Genomic DNA, 17,420 nt, shown 5'->3' with positions numbered 1-17,420 from the left:
AGTTTCGCTTAACTTTATTCCACTTGAGGAAATATATTCTAATTATTATTTTTTCTTCTATAATATAAAAAAAACAGGAGATAGCTCCCCTGTTTTTCATGAAACATGAAATGTATTTGCTTTATTCAATATTTCTTTCGCATCTATAGATAATAAAGAAAGTGTATTTTCTCCTTCAAATGCTACACAATCTTTCACAATATGAAATCCAAGTGCATAGCCAAGCATTTTCGGATACGAGTGCAGTCCATTTAATAAAACATCATGCTCCCTCGTACCTCTCTTTACGCCTATTCGTTCTTGTATTGAATTCCTCCAATAATAAATAGCATCTTCTTTTGAAATGTAAGTAGTCCACGGTGCACATCTTTTTTCTGTATACCTTTCATACACAGCTTGCTCAGCTAACCCTTCCATAATCATCGTATCAAGTAATGTATACTCTGTTTCTTTCGTCTCAATTTGATGTAACCTACATATATGATGGTATTCATGCGTTAATAACGCTTTTAGTTCCTCTACTGAATTACGTCCACATACGAATAAGAAAATAACGTGACGCATAGATAAGCCAGCCTTCCCGTTATATTCCTCTTGTACAGTTCGATTGTATGAATCTGATAATAAAATAAAGATAGGGACATCTGGACCTTTTAGCCAACCTTTCAATTTTTCATACTCCATGCTAAGTTCTTTCCAAATTTCTTTCTTCTCTAACTCTTTAATTTCCTGCTCCCCCCGCATTACTGGGCGATACATACCTTTAGAGATTAAAAAGCGATACAGTCTCTCTTTTGGCAATGGAATATACTTTGTAAATTTCTCACAAAGCTTCTCTGGACGTCCATAATACAGATGTAACCATTCTGCCGTTTCAACAACCCCCAACCTTCATCCCTCCTTTTCTTATGTATATGCAAAAAAGAAAGGAACGTAAAGGTGATAAAAAATAAATAAGGTGTCTTTTCGTAATATTTTACGAAAAGACACCTTATTGTACATATTATTTATATGCTTTAAATACTAATACTGCGTTATGACCACCGAATCCTAATGAATTACTTAATACAGCTCGCACTTCTTGATGCCTCGCTGTATTTGGTACGTAATCTAAATCACATTCTGGATCTGGTGTTTCATAGTTAATCGTCGGAGGAATTACTCCGTCTGTAATTGATTTAATAGAGAAGATCGCTTCAACAGCACCAGCTGCTCCTAATAAATGACCTGTCATTGATTTCGTTGAGCTAATCGCTACTTTATATGCATGCTCACCGAAAGTTTCTTTAATTGCCATCGTTTCATACTTTTCATTTGCATCTGTACTTGTACCATGTGCATTAATGTAATCAATATCTTTTGGCTCTAGACCTGCATCAGCTAAAGCTTGACGCATCGCACGAACTCCGCCTTCACCGCCAGGAGCAGGCATTGTAATATGGAACGCATCACCAGTTGCACCATAACCAGCAATTTCCGCATAAATGTGAGCACCACGTGCTAATGCGTGCTCTAATTCTTCAAGAATAAGAATTCCTGATCCTTCACCCATTACGAAACCGCTACGATTTTTATCGAATGGGCGGCAAGCCGTTGCTGGATCTTCATTGAATGTTAATGCTTTCGCTGAGCTAAACCCAGCGAATGCCATACTTGTTAATGGCGCTTCTGCTCCGCCTGTTATCATCGCATCAGCATCACCGCGCTGGATTACTTTAAACGCATCACCAATTGAGTTTGCTCCAGATGCACAAGCTGTTACAGAGCAAGTATTAATTCCTTTCGCTCCTGTAGCGATTGACACTTGACCTGCTGCCATATCTGGAATCATCATTGGTACGAAGAATGGGCTCACGCGGCGCGGACCTTTTTCAGTAAAAATCTTAAATTGTTCTTCGTATGTTTCCATACCACCAATACCAGAACCAACCCATACACCAATGCGTGGTGCATTTTCTTCTGTAATTTCAAGCTTCGCATCCGCAACTGCCATTTTCGCTGCTGCTACTGCATATTGCGTAAAGCGGTCCATACGGCGCGCTTCTTTTTTATCTATATATTTTTCGACTTCAAAGTCGTTAATTTCTGCTGCTACTTTTGCAGGAATTTGTTCTGAATCTATTCTTGTAAGTCGTCCGATTCCGGATACACCGTTTTTAATGTTTTCCCAAGCTGTTTCAACATCTGTTCCGATCGGTGTAACAGCTCCTAGCCCTGTAATTACGACCCTCTTTTTTTCCATACAATAATACACTCCTTTTTTTCTCTCAGTCCTTATTTACCCCAACGAAGAGCTACTGCTCCCCATGTTAACCCGCCGCCAAAACCGACTAGTATAATTAAATCACCATCTTGAATACGTCCATTTTGCAATTCCTCTACCATTGCAATTGGAATTGAAGAAGCCGATGTATTACCGAACTTTTCAATTGTCATACTCATTTTTTCTTTCGGTAAATTTAATCTTTCTCTTGCAGATTCCATAATACGAATATTCGCTTGATGTGGTACTAAGAAGTCCACATCCTCTTTCGTAAGTCCCGCTTTTTCTAACACGCGAAGACAGGAATCACCAAGTTGGCGAACAGCAAATTTAAAGACTTCTCTGCCGTTCATCATAACATACTCGTCTTGATAAAGATGCTTACCGCCACTTCCGTCCGCTCCTAATTCAAAAGAAAGTACACCTTTTCCTTCCGAAACAGCTCCCATTACGATAGCACCTGCTCCGTCCCCAAATAGTACTGCTGTATTTCGATCGTTCCAGTCTACAATTTTAGATAGTTTGTCACTACCAACTACTAATACATTTTTATAAGTTCCCGTTTGAATAAATTGCTGCGCTGTAATCATTCCGTACATAAAGCCAGCACACGCTGCACTTAAATCCATTGCGGCTGCGTGTTTTGCGCCAATTGCTTCTTGGATTACACAAGCTACTGCTGGGAATGCGCGATCTGGCGTTACTGTTGCCACTAAAATAAGATCGATATCCTCTCCGCTAATCCCGGCATCTTCAAGTGCTTTTTTAGAAGCCTCTACCGCCATATATGAAGTATCTATTGTATCATCGGCAATGCGTCTTTCTGCAATTCCCGTTCTCGTACGAATCCATTCATCAGATGTATCTACGATTTTCTCTAAATCGTGATTTGTGACTACTTTTTCTGGCACATATCTTCCGATCCCTAAAATGCCCACGTTCACATCGCAGCCCTCCGTTTTATATCAATTATTATGACTTGGTACTAATTTTAAAACATAAATGTACTTTTGTCTAGAATATATTTCAGCTAAAAAAAATAAGACAGCGTATTACTAACTTTATTTTTCATTAAAAGAAACAGAAAAATTCCTATCCTTTCAAAAGATAAACTTCCCAATACTTTTGACCTTACTCCGCTCGAAACAAAAAAAGCCCTTTTCGCTTCTATCCACAGCTCGAGCCTCTCTCCCATCAAAAAAGAAGGGTTTGGTTTTATTCTTTATCTGCTTTCCCTTCAAAACTAAGACCTTCCCCTTTAGCCTCATCATCCCTCAGGTTTCACTCCACTCGAAACAAAAAAAGGCCCCAACCGCTTCTATCCACGGTTCGAGCCTCTCTTCCATCAAAAAAGAAGGTTTTTTTATTCTTTATCTGCTTTCCCAAGCTCATATGCTTCGCCCATTACTTTCATCAATAGCTCTAACACCGGCTGTGCTTTCTCCATATCAAGTGCAATTCCATTAGAATCTAAAATTGCCTTTGCTTCTGGTAAATGCTTCATTGCGATTTGTAAAAATTGCATACTTTTTTCGTTCATGTAATCTCTTCCTCTCCATTAAAGCTTTTCAATCAATTATCCATACAATAGTGTAACACGCATGCTACCCTTCGTATAACTCTTTATATTTTTTCATATGTGCCAATTGTTTATTTAAACCGAATTCTACTGGTGTATTTTTTTGAATAGAAATAACCTCTACAGCTTCATCTCTTACTTCCACATTTTTGTTATTTACTTTATCATCTGCATGTAAAAGACTCATACCCTTTTCCCATAACTCTTCTTTTCCACTAAGTAAATTATATATACCGAGGTGTTTTACATTCATTCCATTTTCCCATAAATATTCGCATACATCTTCAACGTAAAGTAAATCACTTCCTTTTTCTCCATTTATACAACGGCACTCTTTTTCATCAAGTTCTGATAAAATAAGCTGATGATACATCATAAACGACGGTTGCCATGGCCCATATAATGTAGGAACTCGATATGCACTATATTGTAATTCGCCTTTTTTCAACCCTTCTTCCACTTTCGAAAATAGATGTTTGTTTTCGGATTCTTCAGTGCTTCCTATTTCAATAGAAGAAATTAGATTTAACTTTACTTTATTTTTTTCACACATCCTTACGATTCGTTTTAAATATTGTAATATGACCCTTTCATTCCGAAATCCACTTTGCTGATTCGGCTCATACAAGCAAAAATAAACTGTATCGAAACTCTCATCCTCTACCGATCGCCATCCGTCTTCATCCCTTATAGAATAGTACGTAAATAACGCATTCCGCCCAATCAACAATAATTTCTCTTCATTAATTTTTGTCATACTATCAAATTCATCAAAATCAAGACCATATACTTCTACTTCTTCTGCAATCATTTTATTCACAAGGTGATAACCTACAAACGTAAGTGCACCTATAATCAGCACGCGTTTCATACCACCAACCCTTTCCCCTTGAAACAAATAGCTCCTCATTTATGTATATGGGAGCTTCACAATTCTTCTTCATATTTTTTAAAGAAATCAGTCGTTTGTCTAACCATTTTATATTTCACATCTTGCAGATGGAATAAAACAGAAGTATCGCATTGATTGAATTGCCTCATTTTCTCGTATTTACGTAACAATTGTTTTCTTCCTCTTTTTTCCTGTGTTGAGACAAAAACTTTAACAGGTACACAAGATGGCAGAAGCGCAAATGATTTCTTATTTATTTTTGATTCTAATTCTTCTTCTTTGGAATCATACGCCAAACTTAATTCCTTCACTAATCTTTTGTAAAAAAACTTATGCTCTTTCTCAAAATCCACATATTCTGGTAAATCTAAACACGGATTTAACATAACGACAGAACGTATACATTCAGGGTATTTGTTCATCATCTCCAGTGCTACAAGCGCTCCCATACCATCTGCCATAATGTGCATTTTCGCATTCAATGTCTCTTTTCTTAGAACGACATCATACAAACGTTTTGCAAGACGAACAGCTCGATCGTTCCCCCAATGCCTTCCGTATAAGTTAGATGAAAAGACCGTATAGCCTTTTTCAATAAGGCCCTGTAAAAAATAAGCTCTCCCTGCATGCTGTGTCCATAAACTTGTACCATTCTCAATAAAATAGTTATAATCTCCTAGGAGCATAACAGAAAATCCATTTGGCTTTTCCGGTAAATAAATTACACATGGTTCTTTTTCTAAGTAAAAAAAACGTTCCGTAATACTCATTTTTCCCCCGCCTTATTTTCTAAACGTATAAAAGTACTCTTTATAATGTATGAACAGAATGCAAATTTGCGTTGAAAAATCTACAAATATTTTTCTATATTCTTTTTTCAATTGTGTTACAATAAGGACAGATTGAACGAATAGAGGTGTAAAATATGCGTTTCATTTGGGCATTAATTTGGTCGTTCGCACTTGTACATATGATGAGCTACGTAATCGGCTCTATGACTGGCGGTACATACGATTTTAACCAAGCTTCTATTTTCTCAGTTGTTCTTGCGGTATTAGTATTAGCGATTGCAGCTGCGATTCCAAACGAGCCAGTAGAACAACACTAAAAAAAGAGTCCGGATTTTATCCGAACTCTTTTTTTACTTCACACGCACGACTAATTCGTTATTTTCTACATCAACCACTACGTGACTATTGTCAGTAATCGCTCCTGCAATTAATTCTCTCGCTAATTTCGTCTCAACTTGACGCTGTACGTATCGTTTTAACGGACGAGCTCCGTACAGCGGATCGAATCCAGCTTCTACAACAAATTCTTTTGCAGATTCCGTCAATTCTAATGATATGTGGCGATCTGCTAAACGCCCTTGTAATTCTTGTACAATCTTATCAACAATACCTTTAATTTCATTCCTTGTAAGAGGTTTGAATAAAATAATTTCATCGACACGGTTTAAGAATTCTGGTCGGAAATGTCCTCTTAATTGTCCCATTACAAGTTCTCTTGACTCTTCTTTAATAGAACCATCTTCTTCTAGCCCTTCTAATAAGTGAGCAGATCCAATATTTGAAGTCATAATAATAACCGTATTTTTAAAGTCTACTGTACGTCCTTGTGAATCTGTAATGCGGCCATCGTCTAACATTTGTAATAAAATGTTGAATACTTCTGGATGTGCTTTTTCGATTTCATCTAACAAAATAACAGAATATGGTTTACGTCTTACTGCTTCTGTTAATTGTCCACCTTCTTCATATCCAACATATCCAGGAGGCGCTCCAATTAAGCGTGACACTGCGTGTTTCTCCATATACTCAGACATATCGATACGAATCATTTGCTCTTCACTGTCAAATAATGTTTGCGCTAACGTTTTTGCAAGCTCAGTTTTACCAACACCTGTAGGGCCTAAGAAAATAAATGAACCAATTGGACGATTCGGATCTTTAATGCCAGCGCGAGCACGAAGTACTGCGTCTGATACAAGGCTTACCGCTTCCTCTTGACCGATAACACGCTCTGATAAAATTTGTTCAAGACGTAATAATTTCTCACGTTCACTTTCAACGAGTTTTGCGACAGGAATACCAGTCCACCTTGAAACAATGTCTGCAATTTCTTCTTCACTTACTTCCTCGCGTAATAAGCGATTCTCTTGTTTATTATGTGCACCCATCTCTTCCGCTTCTTTTAACTCTTTTTCGATAGCTGGAATTTTCCCGTGGCGAAGCTCAGCTGCTTTATTTAAATCGTAATTTCCTTCTGCTTCTTCTAACTCACGGCGCAAGCGCTCTAAATGCTCACGTAAGTCACGCACTTTATGAATGTCTTCTTTTTCTTTCTCCCATTTCGCTCTCATACTACTTGCAACTTCTTTTAAATCCGATAATTCACGTTGCAATGTTTTTAGGCGCTCTTGACTACCTAAGTCCTTTTCTTTCCCAAGAGCAGCTTCTTCAATTTCCAGCTGCATAATGCGGCGCGTTACTTCATCTAGTTCTGTTGGCATAGAATCAATTTCTGTTCGAATTGTTGCACAAGCTTCATCAACAAGATCAATTGCTTTATCGGGCAAGAAACGATCCGAAATATATCGATCTGATAAAACAGATGCCGCTACAATCGCGCGATCATGAATATTTACACCGTGATAAATTTCAAAACGCTCTTTTAAACCACGTAAAATGGAAATTGTATCCTCAACAGTTGGCTCTTCTGCTAACACTTGTTGGAAACGTCTTTCTAACGCTGGATCTTTCTCAATATATTTACGGTATTCATCTAATGTCGTTGCCCCGATACAATGCAGTTCACCACGCGCTAGCATTGGTTTTAACATATTTCCCGCGTCCATCGCTCCTTCTGTTTTACCAGCGCCGACGATTGTATGAAGTTCATCAATGAATAATAAAATGCGACCTTCACTCTTTTTAATTTCATTTAATACAGCTTGCAGACGTTCTTCAAACTCACCGCGGAATTTTGCTCCGGCCACAAGTGCACTCATATCTAAAGCGAAAATTGTTCTATCTTTTAATCCTTCTGGGACATCTTTTTTCACAATACGCTGCGCTAATCCTTCAACGATTGCTGTTTTACCAACACCTGGCTCTCCGATTAAAACGGGGTTATTTTTCGTTTTGCGTGAAAGAATGCGGATCACGCGGCGAATTTCACTATCTCTGCCAATTACAGGATCAATTTTCCCCGCTCTTACTTCAGCCACTAAATCACGGCCATATTTTTCTAACGCTTCATAAGTTGCTTCTGGATTTTGACTAGTCACTCTTTGATTCCCCCGAACTGTCATTAAAGACTGTAATAAGTTATCTTTCGTAATATAAAATTTTGCGAATAATTGATTTATATCGCCTTTTTCTTCAGAAAAAGCAAGTAATACATGTTCGATTGAAATGTAGTCATCTCGCAATTTCTCCGCTTCTTTTCCTGCTCTTACAAGCAGTTGTTGCAAAGCACCTGTTACATATAATTTCCCTGCCTCTGCCCCGCTTCCAGTTACAGAAGGCTTTTTCTTAATTAAACTTTCTACACCTTGCTTTAACGCTTCTATATCGACATTCATTTTTTGAAAAATACGTACCGTTAATCCGTCTTGTTGCTCTAATAACGTAAGCAATAGATGAACAGTATCTACTTCTTGATGATGATGAGATACCGCTAAAGATTGAGCACTCATAATCGCTTCCTGTGTTTTCGTTGTCATTTGATTTAAGTCCATCTTTACAGTCCTCCAAATGTTTGACTTTCTTTGACCTTTGATTTGATTATACGCCAACTGACTTTTTTATACAATAATTTTGCTTATGTATTTTCAAACTTATTATTGGAAAAAGAAAAAAATAACATTCATTTTCCTAATCAAAAAAGCCGCAATAACGATTGCGGCTTCTGTTACGGTTTTCTTTTATATGTCCACTGACGGTTATGATTTGCGTTCTCTGGAAACTTTTCACCGGCAGTTAATTGTACCATTTGCGGATTTTTCACCATACTTCCCGTTTCACCAATTTCTACGTAAATGCCATCATTTGGCGCCTTTTGCCCTGAACGAAACCTGCGATTTTGTCCCATTTCCATTCTCCTTCCATGACGTCTTGCCTCATTAGTATATCCATTTTAAAAGAAAGCTTTTCTGTCATGTTTAGGAAACAAGTACTACGGTTTACCCATGTACATATATATAATTACACAAGCTTAAGCAGGAATTATTGGCATATTTGTTAAAAAAAAAGAAACCAACCTACTTTAGGCCAGTTTCAAAGGAGAGTCAAACATATACGAGAAGATTACATGTTCATTATAAGTCGCATCATTCAAACAATGTAACCCTTTTCACAAATTGTACATAATGAAAGAAACATTGTTTGAACTTTCTAAAAAGATATTGACTTTCCCTAATTTCCAACGAGAAATAGTAGACACCACAGCGCTTCGCGACGTAAGATGGATATATAGTGAAACTTTCATCTACAGTAGTTTCACCCAGTCTAACCTCTTATTTCTGCATATTAAAAACGGAAATACAGATAGAATCAAAAAATTTATTATAAGAGGTGAAATTATGAACAAACAACATTTAATCGCATTAGACTTAGACGGAACTTTATTAACAGACAACAAAATAATTTCTCCAAGAACGAAAAACACAATTGCAAAAGCAAAAGAACAAGGACATATTGTCGTTATTTCAACAGGGCGTCCATTCCGCGCTAGTTACGATTATTATAAAGAACTTAGCCTTAACACACCAATCGTAAACTTTAATGGAGCTTACGTGCATCACCCTCTTGATTCAAGTTGGGGAACACATCACTCTCCTCTTGAACTTTCAACAGCGCAAGAAATCGTCCGAGCTTGCTTTGATTTCGGCGTGAAAAATGTCTATGCTGAAGTCATCGATGATGTGTATGTCCGTGAAATTGATGAAGATAAAAAACATATTTTTGAATTCGGTTCTCCAAAGATTTTCACAGGAGATTTATTAAATATTTTAAACGACCATCCAACTTGCTTATTAATCGATGCACATGACGAGCATTCTGCTGCAATTCGCCAACATTTAACAGATATGCATGCTGAAGTCATCGACCATAGAAAATGGGGTGCACCTTGGCCAATTATTGAAATTGTAAAAAGCGGATTAAATAAAGCTGTCGGATTACAAAAAATTTCAGGCCATTATAACATTCCTAAAGAGCGAATTATCGCTTTTGGTGATGAGGATAACGACTTTGAAATGATCGAATTTGCTGGTCATGGAATCGCAATGGGTAATGCGATTCCTGAATTAAAATCACTTGCAAATCATACGACATTAACGAATGAAGAAGATGGTATCGCTCTATATTTAGAAGAGGTTCTTGGATTATAATCTAAAAATTCCCTGCTTATAGTTTCTCGCCAAACGCTCATACTATTATTAGACGCAAAAGTCAGCGCGTCAATTGTTTTCAGCTAAATAAAGGGGGTTTTTCGAATGGGTAAAAAGAACAAATCAAAACGTTTTATCCAGCAAGGAGCCGATGCTGTTATGAAGCATGATGCAAGATTCCCGTACAGAGGTACATTAGCTGAGGCAGAAAAAGCGAGAAGTAACTCTTCATTTGGAGGGGTTTAAATGGGGAACTTACTATTCCAACAAGCTAGAGACGCTGTTTCAAGTGCCGTTTCTTGTTCAAGTGGCGCTGAACAACAGGAACTCGTTTATAGAGCAAAAAACTCTTTGCACTCTGCTTATGCAAACTCTTCAACTGCTGAAAAAGTTCAGCTACGTGAAATGCAGGAGCAATTGCAAAACATTACGAATTCGCATTAAAAAAAGAGGACCAGCTTTGGTCCTCTTTAATCTTTTCTAAACAATCCAAACACACCGACCGTTTGCAGTATATTTGTAAATGCACCTGGGTCCACTTGTTTAATAACCCTCTCTAATTCGTACAACTCGTAACGAGTAATAACAATCATTAACATTTCTTTATTTTCATTTGTATAAGCACCTGTTGCTGGTATAGTTGTAATCCCTCTCACTAAGCGAGAGTGAATCGCTTTTCGCACATCTGCCCCGTTCTTTGTAACAATTAATGCCGTAATCTTCACATGACGGGTATGAATCGCATCAATAATTCTCGTTGATACATACAAAGTGACTAAAGTATATAATGCCTTTTCCCATCCATACACATAGCCAGCGGCGATAATGATAAGTGCATTAAAGAAGAAAAAATACGTGCCGATAGGCTTATCTTTTATTTTTGATAAAATCATGGCAATAATATCTAGACCACCTGTAGAAGCCCCCCACTTTAAAGCAACCCCTACCCCAATCGCTGAAATAATACCACCAAAAATCGCATTCAATATAATATCGTGCGAAACCGCTCTAACTGGGATAATTTCTAAAAACAAAGTCATAAATACAACACAAAGAAAACTAAAAAATGTAAAGGCCTTCCCAACCTTTTTCCACGCTAAAATAACGACAGGAATATTAAACAAACTAAACAATACCCCCGTAGATATATGAATAGATAAAAAGTCACCTAATATTTGTGACAATAATTGAGACAATCCAGCAAAACCACTCGCATACACTTTCGCTGGTGTTAAAAATAAATTCATCCCAATCGCATTTAATAAACCCGCAATAATTACAACGACTAACTTCTTAATAAGTTCAGTATAATTCAGCTTCAAATCCATTTCTAATCCACCTTTAGTATTCATGAATGCACCGCTATACATAGTCTTTACGAAAAAGGAAATGATAAACATACAACGTTTAGAAATGGAGTTGATACATATGCCACATACTAGCGATAACGACAAAAAAGCACGCGACAATAATGCAAAGCGCACTCAAAAAAATGAACAAGAGCAAAAAAATATTCAGCAAGGAAAACGTGCATATTCTAAGAAAACCGATCACCTTTGATTACATCGTACATCAACGTTAATGTTGATGTACTTTTTTTACATTTTACAGGGAAAAAACATTAAAAATTCACTTCATGTTCACTTCTATATTCTACAATAGCGATAACATATTCGGATGAGGTGTTAGCATGAAAGGAAAAAGTACATTCATTATCACTGCACTAATAAGTATATTAATGCTATCTGCTTGCGGACAAAAAAATGACTCGGCCACAATCGCTACAACAACAAACTCAACCATTACGAAGAGCGATTTCGAAAAACAATTGAAAGATCGATACGGAAAAGATACGCTATACGAAATGGTAGCACAAGATGTTATTACTAAAAAATATAAAGTATCTGATGATGCAGTAGATAAAGAAGTAGAAAAAGCAAAAGATCAATATGGAGAACAATTCAAAGCAACACTAGAAAATAATCGTTTAAAAGATGAAGAAGATTTCAAAAATCAAATTAAATTCAAACTTGCATTGAATGAAGCGATTAAACAAAGCGTTACAGAAAAAGATGTGAAAGACCACTATAAACCAGAAATTAAAGCTAGTCACATTTTAGTAAGTAACGAAAATGAAGCGAAAGAGATAAAGAAGAAATTAGATACCGGCACTTCATTTGAAGAATTAGCAAAACAAGAATCTCAAGATTTAGCATCAAAAGATAATGGCGGAGACCTCGGATACTTCGGGGCAGGAAAAATGACACCTGAATTTGAAAAAGCTGCCTACAAATTAAAGCCCGGCCAAATTAGCAATCCCGTAAAATCACCAAACGGCTATCACATTATTAAACTAACTGATAAAAAAGATTTACAACCTTACGATAAAGTGAAAGACTCTATACGTAAAGACTTAGAAGAAGAACGTCTCGCCGACCCTTCCTTCGGTCAAAAATTATTACAAGATGAATTAAAAAAGGCGGATATTAAAATAAACGATAGTGACTTGAAAGATACATTTTCTCATCTTTTTGGGAAAGGTAAATAAAAAACGAGGGTGCAAACTTTTTGAACAGTATGCATGATGGTAAATGAGATTGTATCGGCATTTTTTCGAATATATCGATTTACCGACGAAAATTAACAACATAAAGAAGTAGGCTGCTTGAGCAGCCTACTTCTTTTATTCTTTCATTAATACTTTCAGCTTTTTCTTCAGACTTTTATAATGCCAATTGATGTGATCTAGTTCTATCTCTACTTCAATTAATATATCTATTAAGTCGTCTTTATTTTGCTGAGATTTCATAATATTTTCAAGCAATTTTTCGAATCTTTCACTACTCTCATATATATCATTTAAATCCACCGCTAATATTTCACGTTCTTTTTCAGGGCATACTATGGAAAGACGGTTTATTAATTGTTCAAGTACATTATCTTGCACTTCCGTACCTCCGTTTCAATATCTCATCTATTCTTTCTTAATCTCTTGTAACAAAAGCATACAAAATTCAACTGAAGCTATTAGGGGGCACCATACCCAAAAAAGAAAACTGTACATTTAGACATTAAATTGACGTATTTCAATTTATTCCCTGTACGTTAAGGAATTAGTTTGTATATTTGTGGAGATATACGAGACAGGTGTGAATTTAGGGGAATCCAATATTTTCTATTCAAATATGATAGAATGAAAATATCTCCAAAAGGAGGAACAACAAATGAACTCAAACACAAAACAGTTTATTTATGATATCCAGCAAAGAAAGAACAATTATATGGAAAATGTATTAATAGCAATACAACACCCTAAAAAAGAGCAATCTGAACAGGTCATTCAAAATATAGTAGAGAAGATGGATATGATGATTAGTTTAGTTACTACTTATATGAGGATTGAATCAGGATCTACGGAAGAATTAGAAGCACTTCAGGAAGAAATCATTCATGCTCAAGCATATATTCAAAAACGAAAATTTGAAGAAACACAGAGATAAAACCCTGTATTTTTATTTGGGCGTCTATGACGCCAATCGGTTATAAATCAAACTAGATGTAATTTGATCATTGTTTTGGCATAATCCATACAATTTGTTGAATACGTACAATATGCGGCACCTTATCTTCAATGAGCAGGTTCACATTCTTTAACTTTCCTCTTACATTACCTCTTACAGCTTCAATAACCACATGTTTACCAATTACCGATTGTAATGTCTAATATACGTAGGGATTAGGTACACTTACCATATTTTGTTCACTAAAGTCATTTGCCTCTAAAAAACTCATTCTATAGGACTCCTTTCTAACTTACATTTTCCCTCTTAATATATGATATAAATCTTATAACTATACTAGAAGGATATTTCATTATAAAAACGAAACTAACATTTTAATAAGGTGCGTTTTCTATTCCTAAATTGCTAAAAAATTATTTATATAAGGTTACTTTTACTAGTTAATAGGTGATGATATGGGGATATTTTGAATGTACATCCAGGCTGTTCCTTTCAAGATATGTATCATTTTAAATACGCCCTTTATTAGAATAGTGCTCATACATTTTTTGAGATTCTTTAGTAATACGTGCGTTAAGTAAAATTGTTAACAATAAAAACACTCCATATTTCCCCCCTGTAGCTCCTATGATAATCACACTACTACAAACAAGCACAATTAATAAGATAAACGAAACTAAATAAATACAGTCATAATTCTTTGACATTTCCTCGTATTTTATGCGTTCTTTCCTTGCATCCATCTAAATTATCCATTTCACTATAAAATAAATTCCGACCTTAAAAAGAAAAATCTGTCCATTTAAATAATTAGTTTGTTTTTTTAGCAACTAATGTATATAACATGAAAAGAAATCCTACCAATGTTAAGCTTTCCACTATGATAATCCCGACCCTCTCCTTCCTATTAACCCCAACACATCAGATGAAAATTATGTGTACCCCATATTAGCTGCAGCAAACAAAAAGGATCCTCCCTTCTCTTAAAGGCTGATCCTTTTCTTCGTGCATTCAACTATTTTTAGCTATTCTTGATTAATTAGAATAACAGCTGGTCCATCTACACGAATTCCACCAACTTCGATTTTTTCATAAGGCTCAACTGTAATAGAAATGACCCCTTCCTGCTTCTTTAATTCTTTACTTAATTCTTTGGTTAACATTTTTTTCATGTGTGCACTCCTTCTTACTGCTTAATTTACTATTGTTATGTAAATAAAATTAAAAGTGGTTTCCTGGTCTGGAAACCATTTTTTGTAGTTAACCATATGGTGTTACCAGTTCGCTTATCAATTTTACGTAAAGAAGATAAACAATTACTATTCACTGTCTCAGTAGATGTAAGAAATTCTTAAAGATAGCGGTGAGATTGATTKTWTTTTCTTCTAGAAATAATGACTTAGATAGTATATTACCTAAAACAATGAAAGCCCTACCTCTCTTTCATCCTTACGGCTCCTTGTCCGTGCCAGTGTGAATCAGGATTGCAAAATCAAGTGACTATTTAATCGAGTTATTTGATGAAACTTCGAACGTTCGTAAAAGAAATTTAAAAATAAARATGGATTAGATTGAAGTAATAACAAAAGAGGTTCCTACTCTAAAAGTGAGTTRAAGAAGTTGAATGTCTTTGAAATGATTTACTTTTAATAATMATCATATTCCCGAAAAATTCAGGATATTTYCGGGGGATGTAATACATTATCTATAATGAAYCTTAACAGAAACTTTTTAWTTGATTTTCAGTGATYCCTTTAATTAAWCCYAGTTCACTAATCAAAAATTCATGTGCGTTATCCAACATTTTTTTTTCGCTTGTATTAAGTGCCTTTTCTTTCTTCATACGCATTAAATCACGTACAACTTCAGCACCTTCTTGTATTTCACCCGTTTTTATTTTGTCCGTGTTCACTTTATACCTTTGTTTCCACGGCAATAATTTATCTGATTCTCCATGCTGAAAAATTTGTATAATGTGTTTTAATGCAAGTATATCAGTAACTGGGCGTATACTCGAACTTAATATTTTCCCCATAGGAATCATGACTTGCATATTACTGATCGACATTTTTATAACATAATACTGTTGTTTTTTTCCTGAGAATTCTTTTTCTTCTATGGCTTCAATTATACCTGCTCCGTGCATTGGATAAACAATGTTATCGCCAATTTGAAACATATAATCCACCTCCATATATGGTAACCTTCTCAACCTTAACATATATGTGATTTTTTATCAAATATTTTATAATATCATAAAATCGTTTTTATCGTCAACTACTTTTTTGACAAAAATTAAATTAAGTAAAAAACACCCCAAAAACAATAGGGAGTGTGTCAGATTCCCCCGCTTATATTCAGAAATCTCTACTCATTAACGTAGATCAGTTTTCCCTTGAAAACGACCAAATCGATCCCGTATTTTTTTCAATCTTGTGTGGTATTCCAAAATCTCAATTCTTGCTTTTTCAGCTAAAGGTGCAATTGGTCGTAAGTCTTTTAACCCCCAATAATCAACYACTACATCAAGTACTTGATCAAAATATTGTAGTGGTCCATAATTCGCTTCTTTTGCAATCACAGCCATTCTATTTTCAAAATCAGGCATGACGGCACCTGGCATTTTAAAATTCTTAATCACATTGGCAATATGATAGCAATAATTAGGTTCTAATTCCAAATGTGTTCGAATGACGTCTCGATAAAACGCATAATGAAGAGTCTCATCTTTGGCGAGACGACGTAATAATGTAGCAAGATCTGGATCATGCTTACTTGAAACCTTAGCTACGTTATTATAAAACACCAGCGTTGCAAGTTCTTGTAGCGTCGTATACGTCATTGCTTCGATTGGTGTATGAAAATCAGGCTCAAATCCACCCTCAACGACTGACTTTCTTAAATCATGTATTCGTTTAGGGTTCACACTTCGAGTGAGTAGTAAATATGTCTCCAATAAATTCGAATGTTGATCCTCTTCTGAGGTCCAAGTATGAATAAAGTCTGTAATAACAGAAAGGGATCCTTTAAARGTCGCMGATAAATACGTTGTAAACCATGGTAAATTCACTTCTGTTAATAAAGCTGTYTCAATRGCCGTAATTACACCAGAAGGAAGAGTAACTTGACTTTCATCCCAAGGAACTCTTTTAAAGTCCATTCCCTTATCCCATGGTAAAAACTCATGATAACCCCAGTCTATCTTCTGCGCTCTTATTTTATGTTGTTCATACAGTTCTTTTAAACGTGGTTCTAATCGGAAATCTAAATCATTTGTTAGCATATATAAGTGCCCCCCTTTTCTTATCATAAATAGTCATTCTATTTTTACCCTTAAAAATTTTCTACAAATAAATATTACTTTCCTTTTTTTAAGTCAAACATAACAAATTTGTAACAAAACTTTTTAAGAGMGCTATATTTTTATATGATTTTATAATATAAAAAGGGGTTCTGAGGCATGCGATATGTTACTTAGCCTAAATAAAAAAACTATCTTCAGTAAATAGAGAAGGTTCTGGTGCAATAAATCTACAAATCTTGGACATACTGATACTACTAATCTAAAGAAGGTGCGTGATTGGTATGGAAAAGGAAAATTTATTCAAATGGAAACATTATCAGCCTGATATTATTTTGTTAACGGTAAGATGGTACCTACKGTACAACCTCAGTTTTCGTGATTTAGTGGAAATGATGGAGGAACGGGGCTTATCCATTTCTCATACAACGATTATGCGTTGGGTTCATCAGTACGGTCCTGAATTGGA

General features: G+C 35.6%; 21 protein-coding genes and 2 pseudogenes. 8 read left to right on the top strand and 15 right to left on the bottom strand.

Features of this window, described 5'->3' with window-relative positions:
• Nucleotides 1-96: 96 nt before the first annotated feature.
• The 6 genes from AC1DS7_RS24830 to AC1DS7_RS24805 form a co-directional block, all read right to left on the bottom strand.
• Nucleotides 97-888, bottom strand: a complete 792-nt coding sequence (locus tag AC1DS7_RS24830; RefSeq protein ID WP_002030365.1) for a DUF2268 domain-containing putative Zn-dependent protease — start codon at nucleotides 886-888, stop codon at nucleotides 97-99.
• A 115-nt stretch (nucleotides 889-1,003) separates the two neighbouring features.
• A complete protein-coding gene (fabF, locus tag AC1DS7_RS24825) occupies nucleotides 1,004-2,242 on the bottom strand; it encodes a beta-ketoacyl-ACP synthase II (RefSeq protein WP_002030364.1) in 1,239 nt (412 codons plus the stop codon).
• 32 nt (nucleotides 2,243-2,274) lie between these two features.
• Complete coding sequence (gene fabH / locus AC1DS7_RS24820) at nucleotides 2,275-3,207, bottom strand: beta-ketoacyl-ACP synthase III (protein ID WP_001100550.1); 933 nt, start codon at nucleotides 3,205-3,207, stop codon at nucleotides 2,275-2,277.
• 419 nt (nucleotides 3,208-3,626) lie between these two features.
• Entirely contained in the window at nucleotides 3,627-3,803 is a 177-nt protein-coding gene (locus AC1DS7_RS24815; RefSeq protein ID WP_002011319.1) for a ComZ family protein, read from the bottom strand.
• 64 nt (nucleotides 3,804-3,867) lie between these two features.
• Complete coding sequence (locus AC1DS7_RS24810; RefSeq protein WP_215588822.1) at nucleotides 3,868-4,740, bottom strand: NAD-dependent epimerase/dehydratase family protein; 873 nt, start codon at nucleotides 4,738-4,740, stop codon at nucleotides 3,868-3,870.
• Between the two features lie 29 nt (nucleotides 4,741-4,769).
• Nucleotides 4,770-5,504, bottom strand: coding sequence for a lipase family protein (locus AC1DS7_RS24805; protein ID WP_002030268.1), 735 nt, complete (start codon nucleotides 5,502-5,504; stop codon nucleotides 4,770-4,772).
• 155 nt (nucleotides 5,505-5,659) lie between these two features.
• Between AC1DS7_RS24805 and AC1DS7_RS24800 the strand changes: the two genes are divergently transcribed.
• Nucleotides 5,660-5,842, top strand: coding sequence for a YjzD family protein (locus AC1DS7_RS24800; protein WP_001211111.1), 183 nt, complete (start codon nucleotides 5,660-5,662; stop codon nucleotides 5,840-5,842).
• Nucleotides 5,843-5,875: 33 nt separating this feature from the next.
• On the opposite strand, the gene clpB is transcribed toward AC1DS7_RS24800, so the two are convergent.
• On the bottom strand, nucleotides 5,876-8,476 hold the full coding sequence (clpB, locus tag AC1DS7_RS24795; protein ID WP_262449978.1) for an ATP-dependent chaperone ClpB: 2,601 nt from the start codon (nucleotides 8,474-8,476) through the stop codon (nucleotides 5,876-5,878).
• Nucleotides 8,477-8,649: 173 nt separating this feature from the next.
• Nucleotides 8,650-8,829 carry a YjzC family protein gene (locus tag AC1DS7_RS24790; protein WP_002086997.1) on the bottom strand — a complete coding sequence of 60 codons (180 nt, stop codon included), beginning with the start codon at nucleotides 8,827-8,829 and terminating at the stop codon, nucleotides 8,650-8,652.
• A 490-nt stretch (nucleotides 8,830-9,319) separates the two neighbouring features.
• On the opposite strand from AC1DS7_RS24790, the gene AC1DS7_RS24785 reads away from it, so the two are divergent.
• From AC1DS7_RS24785 to AC1DS7_RS24775, 3 genes are all read left to right on the top strand, one after another.
• Complete coding sequence (locus AC1DS7_RS24785) at nucleotides 9,320-10,129, top strand: Cof-type HAD-IIB family hydrolase (protein WP_002030271.1); 810 nt, start codon at nucleotides 9,320-9,322, stop codon at nucleotides 10,127-10,129.
• Between the two features lie 105 nt (nucleotides 10,130-10,234).
• Nucleotides 10,235-10,375 (top strand): hypothetical protein, encoded by a 141-nt coding sequence (locus tag AC1DS7_RS24780; RefSeq protein WP_000516816.1) that lies wholly within the window; start codon nucleotides 10,235-10,237, stop codon nucleotides 10,373-10,375.
• Nucleotides 10,376-10,573: a DUF3813 domain-containing protein gene (locus tag AC1DS7_RS24775; protein WP_002011309.1), complete on the top strand. Its 198-nt coding sequence runs from the start codon at nucleotides 10,376-10,378 to the stop codon at nucleotides 10,571-10,573.
• Between the two features lie 26 nt (nucleotides 10,574-10,599).
• On the opposite strand, the gene AC1DS7_RS24770 is transcribed toward AC1DS7_RS24775, so the two are convergent.
• Nucleotides 10,600-11,457 (bottom strand): YitT family protein, encoded by an 858-nt coding sequence (locus AC1DS7_RS24770; protein ID WP_002086999.1) that lies wholly within the window; start codon nucleotides 11,455-11,457, stop codon nucleotides 10,600-10,602.
• 100 nt (nucleotides 11,458-11,557) lie between these two features.
• On the opposite strand from AC1DS7_RS24770, the gene AC1DS7_RS24765 reads away from it, so the two are divergent.
• Both AC1DS7_RS24765 and prsA read left to right on the top strand, forming a co-directional pair.
• On the top strand, nucleotides 11,558-11,689 hold the full coding sequence (locus AC1DS7_RS24765; RefSeq protein ID WP_001120851.1) for a DUF3941 domain-containing protein: 132 nt from the start codon (nucleotides 11,558-11,560) through the stop codon (nucleotides 11,687-11,689).
• A gap of 130 nt (nucleotides 11,690-11,819) precedes the next feature.
• A complete protein-coding gene (prsA, locus tag AC1DS7_RS24760) occupies nucleotides 11,820-12,677 on the top strand; it encodes a peptidylprolyl isomerase PrsA (RefSeq protein ID WP_002030275.1) in 858 nt (285 codons plus the stop codon).
• 135 nt (nucleotides 12,678-12,812) lie between these two features.
• Here the strand turns inward: prsA and AC1DS7_RS24755 are convergent, their stop codons facing one another.
• A complete protein-coding gene (locus AC1DS7_RS24755) occupies nucleotides 12,813-13,076 on the bottom strand; it encodes a hypothetical protein (RefSeq protein WP_002030276.1) in 264 nt (87 codons plus the stop codon).
• 277 nt (nucleotides 13,077-13,353) lie between these two features.
• Between AC1DS7_RS24755 and AC1DS7_RS24750 the strand changes: the two genes are divergently transcribed.
• Nucleotides 13,354-13,629, top strand: coding sequence for a hypothetical protein (locus AC1DS7_RS24750; RefSeq protein ID WP_002166150.1), 276 nt, complete (start codon nucleotides 13,354-13,356; stop codon nucleotides 13,627-13,629).
• A 67-nt stretch (nucleotides 13,630-13,696) separates the two neighbouring features.
• Here the strand turns inward: AC1DS7_RS24750 and AC1DS7_RS24745 are convergent.
• From AC1DS7_RS24745 to AC1DS7_RS24725, 5 genes and pseudogenes are all read right to left on the bottom strand, one after another.
• Nucleotides 13,697-13,921 (bottom strand): annotated as a pseudogene (locus tag AC1DS7_RS24745) (DUF2642 domain-containing protein).
• A 238-nt stretch (nucleotides 13,922-14,159) separates the two neighbouring features.
• Nucleotides 14,160-14,393: a hypothetical protein gene (locus AC1DS7_RS24740; protein WP_002030277.1), complete on the bottom strand. Its 234-nt coding sequence runs from the start codon at nucleotides 14,391-14,393 to the stop codon at nucleotides 14,160-14,162.
• A 282-nt stretch (nucleotides 14,394-14,675) separates the two neighbouring features.
• On the bottom strand, nucleotides 14,676-14,822 hold the full coding sequence (locus tag AC1DS7_RS24735) for a BC1881 family protein (RefSeq protein WP_002030278.1): 147 nt from the start codon (nucleotides 14,820-14,822) through the stop codon (nucleotides 14,676-14,678).
• Between the two features lie 545 nt (nucleotides 14,823-15,367).
• Nucleotides 15,368-15,829, bottom strand: coding sequence for a CarD family transcriptional regulator (locus AC1DS7_RS24730; protein ID WP_476999275.1), 462 nt, complete (start codon nucleotides 15,827-15,829; stop codon nucleotides 15,368-15,370).
• Nucleotides 15,830-16,024: 195 nt separating this feature from the next.
• A complete protein-coding gene (locus AC1DS7_RS24725) occupies nucleotides 16,025-16,933 on the bottom strand; it encodes an acyl-ACP desaturase (RefSeq protein WP_002030281.1) in 909 nt (302 codons plus the stop codon).
• Nucleotides 16,934-17,235: 302 nt separating this feature from the next.
• Here AC1DS7_RS24725 and AC1DS7_RS24720 point away from each other — a divergent pair.
• Nucleotides 17,236-17,420, top strand: a pseudogene (locus tag AC1DS7_RS24720) (IS6 family transposase); the annotation flags it as partial.

Source organism: Bacillus sp. P4_E1 (assembly GCF_056401715.1).
This window is presented reverse-complemented; position numbering and strand designations above follow the sequence as displayed.